The sequence below is a fragment of the Chondromyces crocatus genome, from assembly GCF_001189295.1.
GTDB classification, from domain to species: Bacteria; Myxococcota_A; Polyangia; order Polyangiales; family Polyangiaceae; genus Chondromyces; species Chondromyces crocatus.
Genome location: NZ_CP012159.1, coordinates 4,179,292 through 4,199,349, shown reverse-complemented (window position 1 = coordinate 4,199,349; position 20,058 = coordinate 4,179,292). Strand labels below are relative to the sequence as shown.

Sequence of the window (20,058 nt, the reverse complement as noted above, 5' to 3'; positions counted from 1 at the left end):
GTTCGGTTCGGTTCGTAGGGGGCTCCCCGCGGGGAGCCGAGGTTTTCGCCGATGACATCCAAGGCACCGGAGGCCGCCGCCGGTGCCTCCGCGTCGAGTGGCGCGGAGGCCCTGGAGGGCGGGAGTTACGAGGTCATCCGCCGGCGCTTGCTCGAGCACGCGGAGACGCTCGGCAAGAAGGCCGAGACGCTGAACGAGCGCCGGAAGCAGGCGTTCGGTGGGACGGAGCTGCAGCTCGTGGCCACCGAGCGGATCCGGACCGAGCACAACTGCGTCCCGCGGGACATCGTGAGCATCCGCGGGCGGCTGCTGGTCGGCTACCTGGTGGTGCTGGGCCTGAAGCAGGACGCGCAGGTGAGCGACGTGTTCGCGCTGCACCGCTTCACGCAGACGGCGGAGGGGCACGACTTCGCGCCGGTGCCGCTGGAGGAGGGGGAGGCGTTCCTCGCGGATCCAGCCTTCGTGAAGGACTTCAAGGATCTGTTCCGCTACACGAAGGAGACGCGGCTCCTGCAACTCCGGCGCACGGAGACGCGGTTGCTCGCCATCTTCCAGACGGGGAGCACGGAGCGGGACGTGAAGGTGTTCCGGTGGAGCGTCGATGGCTCCGGCCGGATCAAGTACATGGACGGGCGCGGGGAGAACGACAACCTCCGGCCGCGCTCGCACGACTTCGAGTGGAAGGCGACGACGCGCGAGGATCAGGTGGCGGGGAAGCACCCGCACGTGTCGATCCTCGACGAGATCTTCGTGGAGACGGTGGGCGGTGACCTGACCGTCAAGGTGGAGAACAACACGGCGTCGGGGCTCGGGATCTACAGCGAGCCGGTGGAAGACGCGAACCAGGGGCTCGACGACGCGGAGATCCGGTACGCGAAGCTGGGGACGCTGATCCTGCTCAAGATCAAGCCGTTCCGGGAGCAGGACTACCGCTACCTCGTCTACAACAGCCGGCTCAAGAAGGTGACGCGGCTCGATGCGATCGGGCAGGCCTGCCTCACCTTGCCCGAGGATCAGGGCATCGTCTTCCCGAACGGGTATTACCTGCTCACCGGGGAGAGCAAGAAGTTCGAGGAGCGCGCCGACGATCTGCTGTTCGAGCGGGTGATCCGGTCGCCGAACGGGGAGGACGTGCTCTACGTCTTCCACCGGCTGTCGGACGGAAGGTACCTGCTCTTCCCGTACAACGTGATCCGGAAGGAGATCGCGACGCCGATCCCTTGCCACGGGTACAGCCTGTTCGATGACGGGAAGATGGTGATCTTCCGGGCGACGGGCGACGAGGCGACGCGCGTCCACCCGATGCAGATCTGGCAGACGCCGTTCACCACGGCGGAGTACGCGGCGTCCGTGCCGACGGACGGGTCGTACCTGGCGAAGGTGGGGAACCCGGATCTCGTGCGGGGGATCTCGGAGGCGCTCAGCTTGCGGCGGCTCTGCGTGGGCGAGCAGCCGACGCGGTTGACCTTCGAGGACGTGATCAAGACCTGCGATCGGATGGTCGACGCCTACTACTGGCTCGGTCACGAGGAGGCAGGCGATCTCTCGACGGTGGTGCGCGAGCTGCGCAAGGTCGCCGAGAGCATCATCGACGAGTTCGAGAAGGTCGAGGCGATCCGGGCGAGGGCGGCGCAGGCGCTGGCCGAGGCGGACGAGACGCAGCGGCGGGTGCTGTCGGGGCTGCGGCCCGACGATCTGCAGAGCGTGGACGCATTCATGCGGGCGCTGACGGAGCTGCGGAAGCAGCGCGGGCACCTGATCACGATGCGCGAGCTGAAGTACATGGACCTCCCGCGGGTGGACGCGCTGGAGGCCGAGGTCGTCGCGCGGTTCGACGAGGTGAGCGCGGCGGCGGCGGCGTTCCTCCTGGGGGACGCGGCGTTCAAGCCGCTGACGGACCGGCTGGGCGCGCTGGTGGATCAGATCGAGGGGGTGAAGAAGTCGAGCGAGCTTCAGCCCTTCAAGGCAGACCTCGACGGGGTGAACGACGGCCTGTCGCTGCTCAGCGAGATCGTGGCCGGGCTGAAGGTGGACGATCCGACGGCGCGCACGCGGATCCTGGAAGGGGTGAGCGAGGTCTACGCGCAGCTCAACCGGGCGCGGGCGATCCTGAACGCGAGGACGCGGGATCTCCGCGGGGCCGAGGGACGGGCCGAGTTCGGGGCGCAGTTCAAGCTGTTCGGCCAGAGCGTGGCGAGCGCGGCGGCGGCCTGCGACACGCCGGAGCGGTGCGACACCGAGCTGTCGAAGCTCCTCGTGCAGCTGGAGGAGCTGGAGGGGCGCTTCGGCGAGTTCGACGAGTTCCTCTCGGAGCTGGCGGCGAAGCGGGAAGAGGTGAACGAGGCGATCGGGGCGCGGCGGCAGCAGCTCGTGGACGAGCGGCAGCGGCGGGTCCAGAACCTCGTGGGCGCGGCCGACAGGATCCTGCAAGGGGTCGTGCGGCGGGCGCGGAGCTTTGCGAACGCGGACGAGCTGAACGCCTACTTCGCGACGGACCCGATGGTCGCGAAGGTGCGCGATCTTGCCGGGGAGCTGTCGAAGCTCGGGGACTCGGTCAAGAGCGACGAGGTGGAGTCGCGGCTGAAGTCGGCGCGTCAGGATGCGCACCGGCTGCTCCGGGATCGCGAGGACCTGTTCGAAGAGGGGACCAGCGTCATCCGGCTGGGGCGGCACAAGTTCAACGTGAACACGCAGCCGCTGGAGCTGACGCTGGTGCCGCAGCACGGGGCGCTGTCGCTGCACCTGACGGGCACGGATTTCTTCGAGACGATCGACGATCCGGCGCTGAACGCGGCGCGGGAGCTGTGGGATCAGCAGCTGGTCAGCGAGACGGCGGAGGTGTACCGCGGCGAGCTGCTGGCGCTGTCGATGCTGGAGGATGCCGAGGCGGGGCGCGCGGGGCTGTCCATCGCCGGGCTGCGGGACGCGGCGCTGTCGGTGGTGTCGGACGCGGGTCCGACGGGAAGGATGGCGCAAGGGCCGAACGAGGGGTTGCTCGCGGTGGTGCGGACCTTCTCGGCCGAGCGCCACGATGAGGGCTACGAGCGCGGGGTGCACGATGGGGATACCGCGCTGATCCTGGAGAAGCTGCTGGCGCTGCGGTCGACCGCGGGGCTCTTGCGGTATTCGAGCGGGGCGCGGGCCCTGGGGTGCCTGTGCTGGGCGTCGATGGCGCCGGCCGCGCGGGAGGTGTTGCACCGGCGGGCGCGAAGCCTGGGGCGGCTCCGGGCGCAGCTTCTCGAGGTCGCCGTGAAGCTGGAGGCGAAGGCGACGGTCGCGGAGGATCCGGAGGCGTCGAAGCCGCAAGCGAAGCCGTCGGGCAGCTCGGGGTCGGCGCTGGATGCGCTGGCGTCCGAGGTGGAGCAGGCGGTGGAAGCTGCCGCCAAGGCGCATGGTATCGAGCCGGGCAAGGGAGAGGTGCGCCTCTCGGCGCGCTACCTGGTGGAGGAGCTGTGCGCCGATCATCCGCGCTTCGTGACGAGCACAGGGGCGTTCGAGCTGCGGGACGCGCTCCTCGCCCACCTGGACCTGGAGGGCGGACGCGGGGCGCTGGAAGAGGACCTGCGGCAGCTCGAACCTCAGCCCGCGGCGCAGCTCGCACTGGCCCAGGCCTGGCTCGAGGCGTTCGTGTCGAGGGACGCGCAGCGGTCGCACCTGGGATACCTGGTGCGCGAGGCCGCGGTGGTGCTGGTGACGGAGCGACGGCTCGATCGTGAGCCGAGCGCGGCGGTGGTGGAGGCGCGGGTCGAGGGGCTCCTGGGGCAACACCCGCGCATCCGGGAGCGGGCGCTGACGCTGCGGCTCGACGAGTTCCTCGCACGGGTGGGCGAGATGATGCGGGAGCGGATGCCCCGCTACCGCGCCTACCGCAAGCTGCGTTCGGAGATCGTGGAGCGTGAGAAGCAGCGACTGCGGCTCGACGAGTTCTCGCCCCGGGTGCTGACGTCGTTCGTGCGCAACCGGCTGATCGACGAGGTGTACCTGCCGCTCATCGGCGCGAACCTGGCGAAGCAGCTCGGGTCGGCCGGCGAGGGGAAGCGCACCGACCTGATGGGCATGCTGCTGCTGATCTCGCCTCCCGGGTACGGCAAGACGACCCTGATGGAGTACGTGGCGAGCAAGCTGGGGCTCGTGTTCATGAAGGTGAACGGCCCGTCGCTGGGGCACGACGTGACCTCCATCGATCCCTCCGAGGCGCCCAACGCGACGGCGCGGCAAGAGGTGGAGAAGATCAACCTGGCGCTGGAGATGGGGAACAACGTGATGCTGTACCTCGACGACATCCAGCACACGCACCCGGAGCTGCTCCAGAAGTTCATCTCGCTGTGCGACGCGCAGCGGCGGATCGAGGGCGTCTGGCGCGGCAGGACGCGGACCTACGATCTGCGCGGGAAGAAGTTCTGTGTGGTGATGGCCGGTAACCCGTACACGGAGTCCGGCGCGCGGTTCCAGATCCCCGACATGCTCTCGAACCGGGCCGATACGTACAACCTGGGCGACATCCTCGACGGGAAGGAGTCGATCTTCGCGCTGAGCTACCTGGAGAACGCGCTCACGTCGAACCCGACCCTCGCCCCGCTCGCAGGGCGAGAGCCGGCGGACGTGCATCGGTTCGTCAAGCTGGCGCAAGGGGAGGAGGTCGCGTCGACGGACTTCAGCTACGCCTACTCGGCGGCGGAGGTCACCGAGATCGTGGAGGTGCTGAAGCGCCTGTTCCGGGTGCAGAAGGTGCTGCTGGCCGTGAACCAGGAGTACATCCGGAGCGCTTCGCAGGAGGACGCCTTCCGCACGGAGCCGCCGTTCAAGCTGCAAGGCAGCTACCGCAACATGAACAAGCTCACGGAGAAGGTGGTCTCGGCGCACACGGACGCGGAAATCGACCGGCTGGTGGACGACCACTACACGAGCGAGTCGCAGACGCTCACGAGCGGCGCGGAGCAGAACCTGCTGAAGCTGGCCGAGATGCGGGGGAGGCTCTCGGCAGAGCAGGAGGCGCGCTGGGACGAGATCAAGCGAGGTTTCCAGCGCATCAAGCGGATGGGCGGCAAGGACGACGACCCGGTGGTGCGGGTGACGGGGACCTTGACGATGCTGGCGGAGCAGCTCGAAGGGATCCGGGGGGCGATCGGGGGCGCGGTCACCGCGAGCCAGGACGGGGCGAAGGAGCGGGATCTCAAGAGCTGGCTTTCGCCGGAGCTGCAGCGCCTCTCGGCGGCGATGCGGTCGCTCGCCCAGCCGAAGGTGGAGGTCCAGGTGGAGACCGATACCTCGGTGTCCGAGGTGGTCTCGCAGTACCTGTCGATCGTGGAGCAGACGGTGGCGCCGCTCGCGAAGTCGGCAACCCAGAGCGCGTTCGGGGTCCGTGCGGTGGAGCAGCACCTCAGCGAGGTCGAGGCGCTGGTGCGCTCCCTGGACGAGAAGCTCAAGGAAGCACTCACCCGGGGACGACCCTCAGGGCCGCCAGCGCCGCGGTTCGAGGCGAAGCTCGGCGGGAACAGTCCGGCGAACTTCTACCAGGCGGGGCCGGAGCAGGACGTGGTCGAGCAAGGGGGGATCTTCGTGCCCACCCACCGGACGCCGGCGCGCGGGGCGACGGTCTCCGTGCGGATCCCATTCCCCGAGGGGCGGACCATCGAGGTGATGGGGGTCGTGGAGTGGGCTCGGCCAGCCGGTGGGGAGGGTCCCCCGGGCTTCGGGGCGCGCTTCGTGAAGCTGACGCCGGAGGAACGGGCGCTCATCCAGGCCTACGCGCAGGCGAGGGCGCCGTTCCGTTACGACGCGTGAAGTGATGCTTGAATCGCGCGAACGCCAGGCCGGCGCTCGCCACGGGGTCGGAGCGCTCGAACCTCAGACCGGGATGATGCCGCGCTTCCGGTGCGGCCGTTCCACGCGCTTCTTCCGGGCGAGATCCAGCCCCCACGCGATGGCGCGACGGGTCTCGCGCGGATCGATGACGTCATCGATGAGCCCCCACCCGGCCACCTTCATGACGTCGATGTTCTTCTGGATGGAGTCGACGATCTGCTGCTTCACCTCGGGAGGAGGCGGCGTGTCGCCGAACATCTTCCTGGCAGCGATCCCGAGCATGCCCTCGGGCCCCATGACGCTGATCTCGGCGGTCGGCCACCCGACGATGAGATCCGGCTCATAGGCGCGGCCACACATGACGTAGTAGCCCGCGCCGTAGGCCTTCCGGACGACGACCGAGATCTTGGGGACGGTCGCCGCAGCCATCACATGGAGCAGCTTCGCTCCGTGCCGGATGATCCCCTCGTGCTCCACCTTCGACCCGATCATGAAGCCGGGGACGTCCTGCAGGAACACCAGGGGGATGTTGAAGGCGTCGCAGATCTGGATGAACCGCGCCGCTTTGTCGGCGGAATCGACGCCGAGGATGCCTCCCAGCTGCATGGGCTGGTTCGCGACGATGCCCACGCTCTGCCCGCCGATGCGCGCGAGGCAGGTGATGATCGAGCGCGCCCACCGAGGCTTCAGATCGAAGTACTCCCCGTGATCGACCACTGCCGCGATGAGCTTGTACATGTCGTAGGCGCGTCGCGGGTTCTCGGGCAGGAGATCGAGCAACGACTCCTCGGCGCGTTCGACGGGGTCGGTCACGGCGAGCTGCGGGGGCTCCTCGTCACAGCTCGCGGGGAAGAAGGACAGGTACCGCTTGATCGCGGCGATGCAGGCCTGATCGTCGGGATACTCCGCGTCACCGACGCCACTCTTCGTCGCGTGGACCTTCGTCCCACCGAGCTCCTGTTCGGATATGTCCTCCCCCGTCATCGCCTTGACGAGAGGAGGCCCTCCGAGCGCCATCGACCCGATGTCCTTCACCATGGGCACGAAGTCCGCCAGGCCGGGGATGTAGGCCGTCCCCGCCGCGCCTGGCCCGACCATCGCCGCCACCTGAGGGACGACGCCGCTCATGTGGACCTGCTCGCGGAACAGGTGGCCCGAGCCAGCGAACAGCGAGATCTGGTCCGCATGCGTCGATCCGGGATCGATCCGGGCGCCCGCGGAGTCGATGAACCACACGATGGGCCAGCGCCCCCGTAGCGCCATCTGGCGCATCCGGGTGACCTTCTCCTCCCCCGTGTACCCGATGCTCCCCCCCTTCACGGTGAAATCGTACGCGACGGCGCACGTCATCCGGCCATCGACCTTGCCGAACGCACAGACCACCGCGTCGGCCGGGGGCCGATCCTTTCCATCCGGCCCGGCAGCGAGGCCCATCTGCGTGCCGTGCATGCCGACCTCGAAATGGACGCCATCATCGAAGAAGAGCGCGAGGCGCTCCCGCGCGGTCAGCTTCCCTCGGGCGTGCTGCTTCTCGACCCGCTCTGCCCCACCCATCCGCCGAACCTCGGCGCGGCGTTCCTCCAGCGCTTTCACGAGCTCTCGCATGTTCATCGCGGCACCTCACTTCCCCGTCCAGCGGGGGGATCGTTTCTCGAGAAAAGCCATCAGTCCTTCTCTTGCGTCGTCGGTCGAGAGACACGCCGCCAGACGCTCGCGCAGAAGCGGCAAGGCCGCCTCCAGGCTCAGATCGTCTTGCTGCGCGTACGCCTCGAGCCCCATCCGGAGCGCGATGGGGCTCTTCGCGGTGAGCTCGGCCGTGATCGCGTCCACCGCGGGGTCGAGCTGCTCGATCTCCACGGCCTGGTTCAGGAGCCCGAGCTCCACGGCCTCGTACACGTCGAAGCGGCGCCCGAGCAGCATCATCTCCAGCAGCTTCCGCCGGGGCACGTTCCGCTGAAGGACGGCCATGATCATCATGGGAAACAGTCCAACGTGAACCTCTGGTGTCCCGAGCTTCGCGCCGGCCACACCCACAGCAAAGTGCGACGCCGCGACCAGTCCGAGCCCACCCCCCAGCGCATGCCCATTGACGCGCGCAATGATCGGCTTCGTCGAGGCGGCAAAGGCGAGCAGCAGATCCGCATAATCTCCATGCACCGGGAGTGCATCGCCGCCGCCGGTCCCCGACGTCATGTCCGAGAAGTCGCCACCTGCACAGAAGGCGTCTCCTGCTCCGGTGAGCACGAAGCAGCGCACCTCCGGATCATGCATCCCGTCGTCCAGCGCGTAGAGCAGCTCATTCACCATCGTCGGCCCGATCGCGTTCTTGCGGGCCGGGTTGTTCAGGACGACGGTGAGAATGCCACCGGAGGACGTACATTGAATTCGATGAAAGGTTCTCGCTTCGCTCATCGTGCTCCTCCTGATTGCGCTGTGCTCCGCAGTTGCTCCAGATCGAGAAAGAGGTGAGGTCGTCGGGACACGGAGTTCATCGTTCGCTCACTCCCCTGCCCCACACCGGGCCCTGTTGCCAGACGATGGATCCTCCGGGCTGTCGCGCCACCGTAGTGCCCCCTCCAGTCCCCAGAGGCGCTCCGGAGCCCCCCCTGCCGTCGGACGACGTGCCGAAGGCGCGGTGTAGAACCACCATGACGCGCGACACGATGCAGACGAGCCCGTTCTCCTTGGGGTCACGGCTCCTTTCGGCTCGTCGACGCGGGACGTACGCGACGCTTCGTCACCTTGGTCGACTCCGCTCCATCCCCGGCCATTGCGCTCCCCTGCGGCGTCGCGGCGACCTCGGGCACCGACGCGAGGGCCTGCATCGCCTGCGCGGGGAGTGCTGGGAGCTTGCTGCCCGACTGGGCGACCCCTTGCAGCACCTCCCGCTGCAGCTTCATGAGGATCCGCAGGAGGTCGTGCAGGTCGTCAGCGTCGAGCCGGAAGAGCGCCTGACGGAAGATCTCCATCGGCTCGACCTGGATCTCCTGCGCGAGCCTGGCTCCCTTCTCGCTCAGACGCAGCAACACGACGCGGCGGTCGACACGAGAGCGCTCTCTCCTGACCAGCCCCTCGCGCTCCATGCGGTCGATGATCCCCGTGACCGTGCTGTTCTGTGCGTGGATCCGCTCGGAGAGCGTGGACAGAGACAGATCGGGGAACGACTCCAGGAGCTTCAGAATGGTCAGCTGCGGGCCAGTGAGCCCGAATGAGCTCGCCATCCCTTTCGTGAGGCGTCGGCTCTCCGTGTAGAGATAGATAATGGTCTCGACGATTGCGTCGATACTCGACCTGTCGGGGAGTGGGGAGAGCGGGACGGCCACGATACTTCGCGTACGAAGTATTCCCTCGACCCGGTAGCGTCAAGCGGTGAACGTTGCCTCGAGCCGGCCAGAGGGACGCGGGCCCGCCAGCGGGTGCGGAAAGCATGCAGTCGCACGCCGGAGCCCGAGGAATGCGGGCTGGCGACGCGGCGCTGTGGGTCCGGGAGGGTATCGGGGGGTGCTACGTGGCGTTCTGAGGAGGACAGGGCCCCGGCAAGGGGCAGGATGGAGGCCTCACGGCTCCTTCACGTCGTCGAACGTCGTCCGCGCCGCGATGTGCTCCTCGCTCAGGTTGAGGAGAATCGGGAGCGTCTCGTGCTGCCAATCGTCATCCGAGATTCGACGCACGACCACCGGGCCGGGCACCAGATTGTAGACGGCATCCACGATGTCCATGATGACGTAGAAGCCATTCGAGTTACAGAAACGCATCTTGACGAAATCCATCGTCGTCGCGTTGATCGGATACTGCGGGAGCACTCTCGCCAGCTCGTCCAGATACCCGGACAGATAGCGATAGGGATTGTCGATGCGAATTGCCCCCTCGAAGGTCAGCACCAGACGCCCGTCATCCTCGAGCCTGGCAACGGACTGAAAGACACTCAGCCCACCGTCCGTGATCTCGCCATAGCTGAGGGTCTTCATACGCAACCTTTCATCGAGAGCATACCGAACCTTTCACGGGAAAGTCGCCTGGATGACGAGCACCCCGTCGACGTATTGCGTCGACAGATGGAACTTGTTCTCCGCGGTAAGCCGGATGAGCCCCAGCCCACCTCGCTGCTTGTCGATACGGCGCCCCCGTACCGTCCTCGCGAAAAGCTCCCTGGGATCCTCCGCGGCGAAAATCTCGTCAAAGACCGCCTTGACGGTCCGGTATTCATCGAGCGACACCTTGTTGGAGACTTTTATGACGAGCCCACTCGGATCTATCCGTAGATCCAGCCGGACCTCCCCCTCCCGATCGGAAGCGTGCTGGATCACGTTGGTGACCAGCTCGGTCACCACGACGTTGACCTTCTGACAGATCCGCCGTGGGTAGAACCTGACGAGCAGCGCATCCAGGAAGTTCGCCAGAAGCCCCGCCACATCACTCGTGATGTGATTGATGGGGGAGATCGAAAACGACGCCCCCACAGACGTCTGCGAATGATTGATCTCCGGCTTCATCAGGCGCACCTTCGCAGAATGATCAGCGTGATGTCGTCAGTATCGGCCACTCGGAAGCGCGTGTAGTCTTCTATGCACCGATCGAGGATCGTCTGCACCGGCTCTTCGCAGTGCTTCACGACGATGTCGTTGAGCCGCTGAACGGAGTACGACTCGCCGTTGGCTCCCTGAGCTTCGAACATGCCGTCGGTGTAGAGCGCCAGCACATCGTTCGACTCGAATGGCAGCTCGAACTCCTGAAACGGCTTCTGCCGCAATCCGATGAAGTTACTCACCCGATTGAAGTGGCGCGGTGCCCCTCGTCGCACCAGCAACCCATAGCCACCGCCGGAAACGTATCGCAGAAAACTGGGCGTAAACACGACGAAGTTGACCGTCGAGTACCGTCGGACCTCGCGCAAGAACGAGTAAGCGCTCCGGTTGACCCAATCGACGATCGCGCCCGGATCCCTGAGATCCTTCGTCGCATGCGCGAACTGCGACTTCAGAAAGGCCATGATCAGCGCCGAGGAGACGCCGTGACCGGAGATGTCGTAAACCCCGACGGCATAGCGGCCATCGGGAAAAGAAAAGAAATCGTAGTAGTCACCCCCCACCTCTGCGAGCTGCCGGTGGTGGATGGCGACCTCGAAGACCGAGTGGAACGAGTGGCCGGCATCCGGGAGAAGGGCGCGCTGGACCCGCTGTGCGACAGCGAGATCTTCGCCGATCTCCCGGTTGTACCGTTCCATCTCGTTTTCGATGCTCGTCGCATGCTCGAGGATCGCCTCGTGCACCAACGAGAGGTCATCGAAATCGGCTTTCAGCTTGTCGACGTAATCGAGCAGCGCGTTACAGCGCTCCATGAACTCGATGAAGCGTCTCTCCTCACGGAGCAGATCTCCCCATGCCGATCGATCTTTGACGACCGACCGAATGGCATCCAGGTTGGTTTGCCTCTGCACGTCGCCCCTGGGTCGGGTCGCAGTGTTCATGGGGTGCCGTCATCGCTCGGCCTGGCGATGCCCGAAGGCCGCCAGGGCTGAAGGAGACACTTCACCGAACTCAAGCTCAGTCGACAAGCGTAAGCTCGAAGTTTTGGTTGAATTTCTTGAGGTTGGGTAGCGACTTCCCTTGCCAGGGTACGTTTTTCGAGCCCCGGACCAGCAGCTGCAGCTCGCCCTTCTTCCTCGTCGCAATGGCGAACTTGTAGAGGACGTTGATCCCGGAGCTGTTCAGGAAGTTCAGTGCCCGGAGGTCCAGAGTGATCTTGCTCGGGTTGCTCTCGAGGACCTTGTCGAGCAGCGTCTCGATGGGGGCATACTCCTGGGGGCCGCCCAGGCGAAGAATCCCCTCGAAATACACTGTCACCTCGTTCGCGTCATACCAAACCCGGTAGTTTCCACCCTTGATTTCCATTCTCGACCTTTCGTTCAGAATCGGGATCCGTGCCATTGTCTTGATGCAGAAGCTGCTCGACGTGATCGGATCCAGCTTCCAACCGAGGCTCACCCCATAGTCATTCATGATGATGAGGTAGCCAAGCCCCGAACCAGTGTTCTCCGCGTCCTCGAAGTTCGCCTCGGCCTGGCGACGCAGGAGTTCACCAGGATCTTCCTGTGTGAGTTCCAGCAGCTTCTGCCGCAAGTTAGGAACGGAGGCGTTCTGGATCTGATTGCTGACGAGGCATACCAGATCCTCTCGCCCCAGCCCGACCGTGACCGTGATCTCCCCGTTCATGTTGAACTTGACAGCATTCTCGACAAGTTCATTCAGCACGTACCCTACCGCGCCGGAAATCTCGTCACGGCTCAGCATCCTGTCGTCGCTGTCCGCATCGGGAAACAGCTCGCCAAAATACTCCGCCATGAAGTTCGCGGTCAGGTTGCACAGGCTCCACCTCACCGGAAATGAATCCGGATACAGCGTCAGCGACATGTGCTCGCTGAACGAATCATCCAGTGAGTATACGCCGATGATTTCGCTCATGGTGATGCCCAGTCTCCCCCTGTGTCACACCCGCTTGATGACCAGCACGGTGATGTCGTCATAGACCTTGTTGTATCCGATATGAGCCAACACATCTTCAATGATCGCGTCCTTGATCTCCTTGGATGAGCACTGATGGTTCTTGCTGATCACGTCGCAGAGGCGGTCGATCCCGTACTGCTGGGCAGCGGTATCCTCGGCTTCCGTGATCCCGTCGCTGAACAGAGTCACTACGTCCCCCGCCTCTAGCTTGATCTCGGCATCGGAGATGAAGTCCTCGATCTCGAGGTCCAGCCCGATGGGCATCCCGAGCGCCATCGTGTCGAATCGTTCGAGGCTCCCGTCGGCGCGAACGATGATCAGGTCTTCGTGCTGCCCGGTGAGCTTGAGCGAGCCGTCGCTGTAGTCCAGAAGCGTCAGCGACATGTTCTTGTTCGAATTGATGCGCTGAATGTTCTGATAGATGACTTTATTGACGATGCTCAGGAACTTCTTGGGGTCGCGCTCATTGGTGGCGAGCAAGGTGCGGACGGCGGTCTGCACCATCAGCATGAGCACGCCGCTCTCCAGGCCGTGACCGGTGACGTCGCCGATACCGATCTTCACCATTCCGTCGCTCTGGAGCACATCGTAATAGTCTCCACCGACCTCGTCGGCAGGAGCCATGTACCCCGCGATGTCGAGTTCCTGAATCTCCTGCAGCTCCTGAGGCGCCGGGAGCACCATCAGCTGGAGCTGACGGGCCACGTTCAGCTCCGCACCCAGGCGAATGTTCTCCTGGGCCAGCTTCGCGTTCAGCTCGCTGATCTCCTGGTTCGCCTTTTCGAGGGCGCGGGTCCGCTCGCTGACGAGGTCCTCGAGGTTGTTCGTGTAGGCCTCGATCTCGCTCGCCATCTCGTTGAAGGCGACGCCGAGCTGGCCGATCTCGTCCTCGGACTGGACATCGATCCGGACGCTGTAGTCGCCTTCCCGCATGCGCGTCGCGCCGGTGGAGAGTTCGACCAGCGCCCCCGTCATCCGGCGGGACACCAGATACACACCGAGCAACAGCGCCGCGAGCAGCCCCACCGTGATGAGGATCTGCATCGTGACGATGCTCGTACGACTCTGCTCGATCGCCGACTGCGCCGCGACGAGCGAGGCGTACATTTCGCGTTTGGGGACCACGAAGCCCATCGTCCACTGCTCGGGGACGATGCCTCGCGCATCCATCCAGGTGCTCACGCGTGCGAGCCGCTGGAGCGCGATGATGTAGATTTCTCCCTCGATCGTGATCTCGTGGTAGTCGATCCGATCATCCTGGGGCAGCACGAGAGAGGCGACCGCCTCCGAACCGCTGTTCTTCAGGTACTGCTGCAGGATGCCGACGCCCTTGCCCTCCTCGCTCGCGCCGGAGCTGAGGCGCAACGTGGTGGCGCCCGACTCGTTCACGGCGAGCACGTTGCCGTCGGACTGCACCAGGAACGCGAAGCCCGTCTGGGCCAGGCGAACGTCCTTGATCGAGTCGATGAGCTGACCGAGCGTGAAATCGAGCGCCGCCGCGCCGGCGAAGTCTTTCCGATCCTTGGTCCAGATGGGGTTGAAGGCCGTCAGCACGATCCCGCCACCAGCGGCGTCCGCATAGGGGGGGGTCACGGTGACGGTCGACGGAAGGGCCTTCAGCTTCGCAGGGTCCTTCAACCACTGCTGCCAGCTCTCCGCGAGGTTCGGAAAGAAGAAGTCGTACCAGTTCTTCTCGTTATGGCCAGGATAGGTCGCGTCGAAGCTCGTCCCCATGTCGGCATAGTCGGCGACACGGGTGAACGGGTGGCTCTTCGGCCCTACCAGATAGATCTGGAGCTTCTCGGAACCACGTCGCTTGAAGGAGGGGAGAATCAGATCGAGGAGCGCAGTGTCGTCCACGGCCTTCTGGACGGCGGGATCGATGGTCCCCTTGTTGCCATTGTATCCCCAGACCACGACCCCGGTCTGCTCGTCGGATTTATTCTGATACCAGTCGCCCTTGGCGTTGTACTCGAGCTTGTCGTGCAAGAACGGCAGCGCCGCAGCAGCATCGAGGACTGGCTGGAGCTCCCCTTTGTGATCGACCATCTCCTGGACGATGTCGGCGAAGGTCTGGAGATCCGCATACGCCTGGCCAAGGACGAAGTTGGTCTGCTGGGCCTTGTCGGCGAGATGATTGGTTATGTATTCGCGGTTCGCAGTATTGAGTCCACTCTCGATTTCATAGGCAGATTTTTGACTGAGCGAATGAATACCCTGACGCGCGACGACAATATTGAGCACAGCGCCGATAATCACGCTGAGCCCCGTCACCAGCAGGAACTTCGTATTGAATTTCTTCAGCCCGGCGAACAGGCCGCGAGGCCCTTTTCGCTGAGGCTCATCATGCGTCCTTGCCGACACGATATCAGCTCTCCTGCATTAAGATCTGAGTGACCAGCCTTCCATCACTGCTGCTCCACCATGCAAGCAGAGTCAACCGTCCTCTTCGCTAGGGCCGGACCGGCTTTCGGCCGGAGCCTGCATAGATTGGCCAGGATGCATAGCCTCCCTCACCGAGGATCGCTTCGACATGTGCCCTCAGGCCGGCGGCGATCTGTTCGTGGATTCTCGGGTCCGCTTCTGCGGATCGGGCAACGTCCCCCGATGAAACGATCCAGCTTTCCACCACCTTGGCGAAATAGGCTCTATCGCTGTTCATGTTGTCGATCCCGATGAGATCCCCTTTGACCTCTTCCAGCCCTGCGTTTTTCAAGATCTTCATGGTCCGGACCCCGATGTCGAAGTCCATCCCTACCATTCTACTCAGCTCCAGGAAGCGATCATACCCGTGACGAATCGAAGCTTGATCAGGATAGCCGGTCACGCACGACATCATTTCATTGGTGATATAGACTCGCCCACCTGGTCGACAGATTCGATAGAGTTCCTGGACCATCTGCTCGGGCCTGTGGAACACCTGGAGCGCCAGCCTGCAGCTGACGAAATCGAACGAGTCGTCGGGTAGCAGCAGTGCAGCGGCATCTCCGTACTGATACTCGATGTTCTCCAGGCCCAGGGATTTTGCGTGCGACTGCGCATGGCGCAGGAAGGCACGAGAATGGTCCACCCCGATGATGTATTCCGGGTTGAACTCCTTCTGCACACGGAGCACGAAATCTCCCATTCCACACGCGATGTCCGCGACCCGCATCCCGGGGCGCAGGCCGTGTCGAGAGATGATCTTTCGCTCGACCTCCCAGACGATCTTCTCCTGCGTGCGGAGAACGTTGACGAAATCCTCGTCCTCGATCACCTGCTGGATCGGATACAGCGACTTGTCGTACACCACGACGGAGACGCTCGGATACAGCTCCGCGATCACCTGGAATTTGCGAATCGCCCAGGGGATGACGCTGGAGATGATCAGGACGATCTTGAGATCCGGCCTGGCCTCGACGGCCCATCGGATGAACCGATTGATCTCGAGGAAGGCCACGCTGTTCATGTACTTCAGGCGCTTGAAATCGAGCTGCAGCTCGCCACGCGCATTCTTCGCCGCGGTCTCCAGCGTCGCCCGGATCGCCTTCATGTGATCCGCGACGAAGGGCCGGAGCATGCCGGTGAAGGCGACCTCCTGCTCCTGCTCACTCACCCTGATGTTGAAGCTGACCGACGAACGCCAGGATGCCCCCTCTGACGCCGAAGACGGGGGGAGTTGGGAGTCGGGCGCGAGCGAAACACTCATACTTCGTCGAGCTCCGAATAAGGGAATTCAACCCAGAGTTGGATGGATTGACGACCATTACCGTCAGGACCGGGTGCGTCATGAATGGCGATCTGCGCTCCGTACACCACAGTCAGCTCCAGAAGGCCGAGAGCGCCGGCATCCTCTTCGGAGATGTCATTCTCCAGACGCTCCCGGTACCAGGCCGTGAGTTCGGGATTCGAAGCGAGTTCTATCGTCCGCTTGTAGAAGCCGAGACTCTGTTCGTCGACGGGCACCTCGGCCTTGACGCAAACACGATCGAGCCGTCGTTCGAAGGTAATATTGATCAACCCGCGGCGCGCATGATTCCGGTAGATCGCCTCGAGAAGCTCGTTGAAGAATGTGGAAAGCAGCGTCGAGGTGCGTTCCGGATCGTTCTCGTTCGCACTGGCGTACCTGGCCAGGTAGTTCGCAAGCTGGTGACAGTGAGTCCACCGCTTTCCGAATCCAGTTACTGAGAAGCTGGTGTTGATGATCAAGCCACACTCGGCCGTCAGGGGCGGTGGGCGCATCGTCAGAGCAGAATCGGAGCGCTTCGAGCCGGACATCAATGCCTCGGTGTACAGCGACCCCGGTGGGAAGTCAGCTTCGGGGCAGGGCACCGGGACAGGCTACCCGGTTCAGGGTCGCCACGTCGAGTGTGTCGCGCGGATTCCGGCATGCGGCTGCGCGCTCCGCTGTGAGCCAGAACGGTTTGATGGCACGTCCGAAGGCACCAAGCATGCCACACATCACGCCACAATGTATCCCCAGCAACACACCTGACACTACTCACGGAAGCATGTAGGCATCTTGCTCACATGAACCTGGGAGCGCGTCCATATCGGCCCTCATTTCCAAACGGCCTGCTTCTCGCGACGTGGCTCAGGTCCGGTGTCCCGGTGGCTTTCCACAAGGACGCCACGAGGATCTGCGGAGGAACTGACCTCATGACCATGGTGAAACGACGCCTCACGGGCGGCATCGTGGTGCCCGCACAGGCCGAATGGAGCCCCCGAATCATAGTTTGAATGGCGTCATCGAGTGCTCTTTGCCGTCATACCGGAGGAGCACCGGCTTATTCTCCAATCGTGTCGCGATTCCGACGGGCCGCTTCCACACTCGAACCAGCGCAATGAGCGTCTCCCTGGCGTAATCGGCACGGAGGTCGACACCGCCGTGCTGGTGCTCCAGCAACAGCTCCCCGCGATTCGCGTAATTGGCGTCGACCACGCGGATGTAGGGGTCACCGAAATTCGTCAGCTGAAAGAGGAGCTTCTCTTTCACCTGCTTGAATTCACGGCTCTCGATCTCGTACCTGTCGTTTCTTCCCGAGAAACCGAAGGTGTAGATCTTGTGCTCGATGACGAACTCCGGTGTGAGGAATTCATCGATGAAGGTCACGTCATTGTAGAGCGCTCGCACCTGGAAGATCTTCTCGCGCCCGAGTCCGAGACGCATGTCCCACGAGCGCTTTGCATCCAGATCCTGACACTCCTCCCACTCTCGACCAAACTGCCCCTTGTTCCACCGCGTTTCGATATCGCGATAGAGCTCGACCCCCAGTTTGTATGGATTGAGGCGCCCCGGGGCCGTGGCCATCACGCCCGCATTGTTTTCCGCGTAGTCGATGATCTCGGAGGCATCCAGGACCTTCTCGGTGAGCATCTTGGAGTGCCAGTAGCTCGCCCAGCCCTCGTTCATGATCTTGGTCTGGCGCTGCGGTGTGAAGTAGTACGCCTCCTCCCGCAAGACCTCGAGCACGTCGCTCTCCCACCGCTCCAGCGGGGCGTGATCGAGCAGGAACTTCAGCACGTCGCGCTCGGGCTGCTCGGGTACCCGCCGCTCCGGACGTTTCTGCTCCTGGCGCTTCTTGCGTTGCGCTTCGAGCACCTCTTCCGGATTGATGAACTCGTCCATGTAGGGCTTCGCGCGGAGCCGGTAGACGTCGAGCGACGGCTCCTCCTCGTTCTCGCTCTCCTCGTCTCTCGGCGGCGGCTTGCCGCTGAAGGGCGCCCAGGGATCGATCAGGTTTTCGAGGGAGAGGCACTGATCGACGAAGGCCTCGATCTTGTTCAGACCGTGGCGCTCGATATGCCGTGAGATTCGTGAGCCGTGATTGGCCATCTTGTCGATCCAGCGTCGATCGGGATCGTATTTCCCGGGGCGCCGAACGGGATCGACGATGCCTCCACGCTGGTCGAGATCCGTGGAGCGGAAGCAGAAGTTGTTCTTGAAGAAATCCACGTGGGCGAACACGTGGGCCATCACCAGCTTCTGGTCCGTCAGCGAGTTGCCTTCCAGCAGGTAGGCGTACGACGGGTTGTTGTTGATGACCATCTCGTAGATCTTGGAGAGGCCATACTCGTAGCTCTTCGAGAGCTGCTCGTACTCCATCCCCCAGCGCCAGTGCGGATAGCGGCTAGGAAAACCGCTGTACGCTGCGATCTCGTTCATCTGGTCGTACGACAGGATTTCGAAGATCACCGGGAAGAAATCGAGACCGTATCCGCGGGCGATGGATTCGATGCGCTCCTGCTCGGCGCGCAGATAACGTGGCAGGGCTGTCTTAAGCGCGAATTTGCTCATCTCGCCTCAGCTCACTTCCCCTTCCCGAGGAACTCCTTGATGCTGCCCACAATGGCGTCCTTGTCGCGAATCTCGCTGAGGACGACCCGGTCGTCTTGCGAGAAGTGCTCCTTGAGATCCTTGATGAACTGCCCGGATCCATAGGGACTCTCGACCTGCCCATAGGCGAACATGTTCGCGCGAGGCAGGAGCTGATTCTTGAGGATGTCGACGCACGAGAGGGTGTCGTCCATCGACCAGTTGTCGCCGTCGGAAAAATGGAACGGATAGATGTTCCATTCGGCAGGCGGATAATCGTTGTCGATGATCTGCGCGCACAGTTTGTAAGCGCTCGAGATCATCGTGCCGCCTGACTCGCGCGTGTGGAAGAAGGTCTCCCGATCCACCTCGCGTGCGACGGCATCGTGAATGATGAAGCGAGACTCCAGCCCCTTGTATTGCCGGGTGAGCCAGGCATCGATCCAGAAGGATTCGATGCGCACGATCTCCTTCTGCTCGTCGCCCATCGAACCCGAGACGTCCATCATGTAAATGATGACCGCGTTCGCCACGGGCTCGGTGACCGTCTTCCACGACCGGTAACGCTTGTCCTCGGGGATGGGGACGACGACAGGCGCCTCTGCGCGGAAGGTCCCGCTGGAGATCATGCGGCGGAGCGCCTGACGATAGGTCCGCTTGAAATGGCGCAGCGACTCCGGGCCGACGCGCCGGATTCCCGAGTAGCGGTCGTGCGCGTTGGAGATCTTGTTCTTTCCCTTGTCCTGGATGTCGGGAAGCTCGAGCTCCTCGCCCAGAATGCTGGCGAGCTCGTCGAGGGTGACGTCCACTTCGAGAATGTGTTCGCCTTCGCCCGACCCCGCCTGGCCCTGACCAGGATGCTTGTCGTCCGCACTCACCGGGTCGCCAGGGTTGCCTTCTCCCTGTCCGACGCCGCCTTTCTGCTTGTCCCCAAAGCGGAAACGAGGGATGTCGATCTGCGGGATGGGGATGGATACGAGGTCCTTCCCCTTCCGACCGACGAGCTCCCCCTGCGAGATGTATTTGCGGAGATTCTGGCGGATTCGTCCTCTGACAATCTGACGAAAACGCCCGTGGTCCTGATCGATCTTCAGCGACACAAAGCGAGTGTAGCACCTGAGTCGACGTGAGCGCCTGCGAAGGCTGGCTCGCCAGGAGCGAGAACGCCGACGATGCTCCCCTACCCTACAGTCGCAGACAGAAAGCGTTGGGGTGAGTGAGCAACTGCCTCAACCGTGTCCTATCCTACACGGTGAGATGATGCGCGCCCTGGAGCGAGCAAACTTCGACCGGATGGCCAGCGCCCACCTTCTCTGACGTCTCACCGGACCGCAGCGCCAAGGACGCAAACCGGCGGGCGAAGGGGCCATACGCGCACGCGTGCGCGCCCAGCGCGACGCATGATGGATCATCCGGCAAGCGGTGGTACGCTGGTGGTGATGATTGCATCGTCAG

The 20,058-nt window shown here is 63.6% G+C and carries 13 protein-coding genes; 1 reads left to right on the top strand and 12 read right to left on the bottom strand.

From position 1 onward, the window contains the following. Nucleotides 1–51 precede the first annotated feature (51 nt). Nucleotides 52–5,784 carry a DNA repair ATPase gene (locus CMC5_RS15610; RefSeq protein WP_063796284.1) on the top strand — a complete coding sequence of 1,911 codons (5,733 nt, stop codon included), beginning with the start codon at nucleotides 52–54 and terminating at the stop codon, nucleotides 5,782–5,784. A gap of 63 nt (nucleotides 5,785–5,847) precedes the next feature. Here the strand turns inward: CMC5_RS15610 and CMC5_RS15605 are convergent, their stop codons facing one another. From CMC5_RS15605 to CMC5_RS15550, 12 genes are all read right to left on the bottom strand, one after another. Continuing rightward, a complete protein-coding gene (locus CMC5_RS15605) occupies nucleotides 5,848–7,416 on the bottom strand; it encodes an acyl-CoA carboxylase subunit beta (RefSeq protein ID WP_050431179.1) in 1,569 nt (522 codons plus the stop codon). A gap of 9 nt (nucleotides 7,417–7,425) precedes the next feature. After that, entirely contained in the window at nucleotides 7,426–8,217 is a 792-nt protein-coding gene (locus CMC5_RS15600; RefSeq protein ID WP_050431178.1) for an enoyl-CoA hydratase/isomerase family protein, read from the bottom strand. 278 nt (nucleotides 8,218–8,495) lie between these two features. After that, on the bottom strand, nucleotides 8,496–9,026 hold the full coding sequence (locus CMC5_RS15595; protein WP_082363455.1) for a MarR family transcriptional regulator: 531 nt from the start codon (nucleotides 9,024–9,026) through the stop codon (nucleotides 8,496–8,498). Between the two features lie 336 nt (nucleotides 9,027–9,362). Next, nucleotides 9,363–9,773, bottom strand: coding sequence for a hypothetical protein (locus CMC5_RS15590; RefSeq protein WP_050431177.1), 411 nt, complete (start codon nucleotides 9,771–9,773; stop codon nucleotides 9,363–9,365). Nucleotides 9,774–9,806: 33 nt separating this feature from the next. After that, nucleotides 9,807–10,298: an ATP-binding protein gene (locus tag CMC5_RS15585; RefSeq protein ID WP_245678455.1), complete on the bottom strand. Its 492-nt coding sequence runs from the start codon at nucleotides 10,296–10,298 to the stop codon at nucleotides 9,807–9,809. Continuing rightward, on the bottom strand, nucleotides 10,298–11,272 hold the full coding sequence (locus tag CMC5_RS15580) for a PP2C family protein-serine/threonine phosphatase (RefSeq protein WP_050431175.1): 975 nt from the start codon (nucleotides 11,270–11,272) through the stop codon (nucleotides 10,298–10,300). Before CMC5_RS15580 ends, CMC5_RS15585 begins: the two co-directional genes overlap by 1 nt. A 76-nt stretch (nucleotides 11,273–11,348) precedes the next feature. Beyond that, nucleotides 11,349–12,266 carry a slr1658 superfamily regulator gene (locus CMC5_RS46940; RefSeq protein WP_050431174.1) on the bottom strand — a complete coding sequence of 306 codons (918 nt, stop codon included), beginning with the start codon at nucleotides 12,264–12,266 and terminating at the stop codon, nucleotides 11,349–11,351. Between the two features lie 24 nt (nucleotides 12,267–12,290). Then, on the bottom strand, nucleotides 12,291–14,672 hold the full coding sequence (locus CMC5_RS15570) for a SpoIIE family protein phosphatase (RefSeq protein WP_050431173.1): 2,382 nt from the start codon (nucleotides 14,670–14,672) through the stop codon (nucleotides 12,291–12,293). Between the two features lie 88 nt (nucleotides 14,673–14,760). After that, a complete protein-coding gene (locus CMC5_RS15565; protein WP_050431172.1) occupies nucleotides 14,761–15,996 on the bottom strand; it encodes a class I SAM-dependent methyltransferase in 1,236 nt (411 codons plus the stop codon). After that, complete coding sequence (locus tag CMC5_RS15560) at nucleotides 15,993–16,619, bottom strand: hypothetical protein (protein ID WP_245678454.1); 627 nt, start codon at nucleotides 16,617–16,619, stop codon at nucleotides 15,993–15,995. Before CMC5_RS15560 ends, CMC5_RS15565 begins: the two co-directional genes overlap by 4 nt. 397 nt (nucleotides 16,620–17,016) lie before the next feature. Beyond that, the gene (locus CMC5_RS15555; RefSeq protein WP_050431170.1) at nucleotides 17,017–18,585 is read right to left on the bottom strand and encodes a SpoVR family protein; all 1,569 of its coding nucleotides are present in this window, start codon (nucleotides 18,583–18,585) and stop codon (nucleotides 17,017–17,019) included. A gap of 11 nt (nucleotides 18,586–18,596) precedes the next feature. After that, a complete protein-coding gene (locus tag CMC5_RS15550) occupies nucleotides 18,597–19,703 on the bottom strand; it encodes a DUF444 family protein (RefSeq protein ID WP_050431169.1) in 1,107 nt (368 codons plus the stop codon). Between the last annotated feature and the right edge of the window lie 355 nt (nucleotides 19,704–20,058).

What these genes read in the sequence shown, in the direction of transcription:
- CMC5_RS15610 (WP_063796284.1), top strand. Translation starts at nt 52, where the DNA reads ATGACATCCAAGGCACCGGAGGCCGCCGCCGGTGCCTCCGCGTCGAGT.
- CMC5_RS15605 (WP_050431179.1), bottom strand. Translation starts at nt 7,416, where the DNA reads ATGAACATGCGAGAGCTCGTGAAAGCGCTGGAGGAACGCCGCGCCGAG.
- CMC5_RS15600 (WP_050431178.1), bottom strand. Translation starts at nt 8,217, where the DNA reads ATGAGCGAAGCGAGAACCTTTCATCGAATTCAATGTACGTCCTCCGGT.
- CMC5_RS15595 (WP_082363455.1), bottom strand. Translation starts at nt 9,026, where the DNA reads ATGGCGAGCTCATTCGGGCTCACTGGCCCGCAGCTGACCATTCTGAAG.
- CMC5_RS15590 (WP_050431177.1), bottom strand. Translation starts at nt 9,773, where the DNA reads ATGAAGACCCTCAGCTATGGCGAGATCACGGACGGTGGGCTGAGTGTC.
- CMC5_RS15585 (WP_245678455.1), bottom strand. Translation starts at nt 10,298, where the DNA reads ATGAAGCCGGAGATCAATCATTCGCAGACGTCTGTGGGGGCGTCGTTT.
- CMC5_RS15580 (WP_050431175.1), bottom strand. Translation starts at nt 11,272, where the DNA reads ATGAACACTGCGACCCGACCCAGGGGCGACGTGCAGAGGCAAACCAAC.
- CMC5_RS46940 (WP_050431174.1), bottom strand. Translation starts at nt 12,266, where the DNA reads ATGAGCGAAATCATCGGCGTATACTCACTGGATGATTCGTTCAGCGAG.
- CMC5_RS15565 (WP_050431172.1), bottom strand. Translation starts at nt 15,996, where the DNA reads ATGAGTGTTTCGCTCGCGCCCGACTCCCAACTCCCCCCGTCTTCGGCG.
- CMC5_RS15555 (WP_050431170.1), bottom strand. Translation starts at nt 18,585, where the DNA reads ATGAGCAAATTCGCGCTTAAGACAGCCCTGCCACGTTATCTGCGCGCC.